The 2,262-nt window shown below is 65.5% G+C and carries 3 protein-coding genes; all 3 read right to left on the bottom strand.

Features of this window, described 5'->3' with window-relative positions; all coding sequences use genetic code 11:
• Positions 1 to 63 precede the first annotated feature (63 nt).
• On the bottom strand, positions 64 to 813 hold the full coding sequence (locus tag EN893_RS29920; RefSeq protein WP_127267857.1) for an ABC transporter permease: 750 nt from the start codon (positions 811 to 813) through the stop codon (positions 64 to 66).
• Positions 810 to 1,748 (bottom strand): ABC transporter ATP-binding protein, encoded by a 939-nt coding sequence (locus tag EN893_RS29915; protein WP_127267858.1) that lies wholly within the window; start codon positions 1,746 to 1,748, stop codon positions 810 to 812. The genes EN893_RS29920 and EN893_RS29915 overlap by 4 nt, the downstream gene beginning before the upstream one ends.
• Positions 1,745 to 2,262 (bottom strand): ABC transporter permease (locus EN893_RS29910; protein WP_164901230.1); only part of this gene is annotated, 518 nt, incomplete at its 5' end. The genes EN893_RS29910 and EN893_RS29915, both read right to left, overlap by 4 nt.

Raw genomic sequence — 2,262 nt, 5'->3', positions numbered from 1 at the left:
GGCGACGACTGCTGTCAGCACCCTCTATTAGATCGATTGAAATTGGCCTGACGCAGGACGCCCCTACTCGGCTCCCCGGCCCATGCGGCGCGCCGTGTAGCGCTCGATCGCCGACAGACCGTCATAGATCAGCACGGCAAGCGCTGCCACGATCAGGCCGCCTTGCAGGATGAAGGCGAGATTGTTGGACAACAGCCCGGCGATGATCACTTCGCCCAGCGTTTTGGCTGCCACGGTCGAACCGATGGTCGCGGTGGCAAGACTGATCACCACCGACAGCCTGATGCCGCCGAGAATGATCGGGGCGCTGAGCGGCAGCTCGACCTTGGTGAGCCTTTGCCAACCGGTCATGCCGGCGCCGCGCGCCGCCTCGACGACATTGGCCGGCAGCGTCGTCAGACCGGTCAGTGCATTCTCGAAAATCGGCAGCAGGCCATAGAGAAACAGGGCGATCAGTGTCGGCTTCTCGCCGAAGCCGACGGCCGGTACGGCAAGCGCCAGCACCGCCACCGGCGGAAAGGTCTGACCGATGTTGACGAGGCTGCGCGATAGCGGCAGGAATTCGGCGCCGGCCGGCCTGGTGACCAGGATGGCAAGCGCCACCGCAACGATGGTTGCCGCCACGGTGGCGATCAGAACCGTGCGTAAGTGCAGCAGGGTCAGCGTCAGCAGGCTGCCCTGGTTGTAGATCACCGGCGCGTTGTTTTCGGTCAGCGGCTTCAGCAGCGGCACGAACCACCCGGGATTGGTGACGAAGGCGACAAGCAGCACCACCAATGCTAGCCTGAGCAGCGATGGAAGCCAGGCCTTCATGCCGGCCTCGCCGCACGCTTCACCAGCCCTTCGACGGTCACGCGGCCAAGCGGCTTGCCGTCGGCGCCTTTGACCGGCAGCGCCGGCCGGCCCGACCACAACAATTCGGCCAGCGCGTCGCGCTGGCTCGCATCGCCGGGGATCGCCTCACCTTCGGCGGAGCCCTTCTCCACGGCATCGCGGACCCGGCCGAGCGACAGCAACCGGAACGGCCTTTCGCTGGCGCCAACCAGGGTCTCGACGAAGGCGCTTGCCGGCTTTGCCAGGATCTCGGCCGGCTTGGCGTATTGCACCAGCTTGCCGGCATCCATGACCGCGATCTTGTCGCCCATATGCACGGCCTCTTCCATGTCGTGGGTGACGAGGATGATGGTGGTGCCGAAGCGCTTCTGGATCGCCAGCAGATCTTCCTGCGCCTTGGTGCGGATGATCGGGTCGAGGGCGCCGAACGGTTCGTCCATCAACAGCACGTTGGGTTCGGCGGCGAGTGCGCGGGCAACACCGACGCGCTGCTGCTGGCCGCCGGACAGTTCGTGCGGGTAGCGAGGCCCGAAGGCTTCGGGATCGAGCTGATAGAGCGTCATCAGTTCGTCGACCCGGGCCTTGATACGGTCCTTGTCCCAGCCAAGCAGCACCGGCACGGTGGCAATGTTCTGTGCCACCGTGCGATGCGGAAACAGGCCGTGCCCCTGGATAGCGTAGCCGATGCTGCGGCGCAGCTCGTAGCCGGGCAGCGAACGATTGTCGGCGCCGTCGAGCTTGATGATGCCCGAGGTCGGCTCGACCAGCCGGTTGATCATGCGCAGCAGCGTCGTCTTGCCGGAACCGGACGTGCCGACAATGACGGCGATGGTGCGCGGCTCGATGACCATCGACACGTCATCGACCACGGTCGTCGCGTCATAGCGCTTGGTGATGCCTTCGATCTCGATCATGCCGTTTCAACCCTGCGCCTGGTGGCGGTCATTTCGATCACCGCATCGAGGATGATGGCGGCGGCAAAGGCGAGCGCGACCGTTGGCACCGCGCCAAGCAGCACAAGGTCCATCGCCGTCTGGCCCACACCCTGGAAGACGAACACGCCGAAACCGCCGCCGCCGATCAGCGCGGCAATGGTGGCGAGGCCGATGTTCTGCACCAAGACGATGCGGATGCCGGTGAGGATGACAGGAAAAGCCAGCGGAAACTCGATGCCGAACAGGCGCTGCCTGTCGGTCATGCCCATGCCGCGCGCCGCGTCGTTGGCCGCGCGCGGCACGCCGGCCAGACCGACCACGGTGTTGGCCACCACCGGCAGCAGCGAGTAAAGGAACAGCGCCACAAAAGCCGGTGCGGTGCCGATGCCGCGAATGCCGAGCGCGGCAGCTCCCGGCACATGCGTGGCAACCCAGCCGAGCGGCGCGATCAAAAGGCCGAACAGCGCGATCGAAGGAATGGTCTGGATGATAT

Origin of the sequence: Mesorhizobium sp. M7A.F.Ca.CA.004.04.2.1 (genome assembly GCF_004022825.1) — a bacterium.
Classification (GTDB): Bacteria; Pseudomonadota; Alphaproteobacteria; order Rhizobiales; family Rhizobiaceae; genus Mesorhizobium.
Note: the sequence above shows the minus strand (reverse complement) of the source record. Positions and strands in the feature narration are given on the sequence as shown.

Coding starts and splice junctions, on each gene's coding strand:
- EN893_RS29920 (WP_127267857.1), bottom strand. CDS start 813: ATGAAGGCCTGGCTTCCATCGCTGCTCAGGCTAGCATTGGTGGTGCTG.
- EN893_RS29915 (WP_127267858.1), bottom strand. CDS start 1,748: ATGATCGAGATCGAAGGCATCACCAAGCGCTATGACGCGACGACCGTG.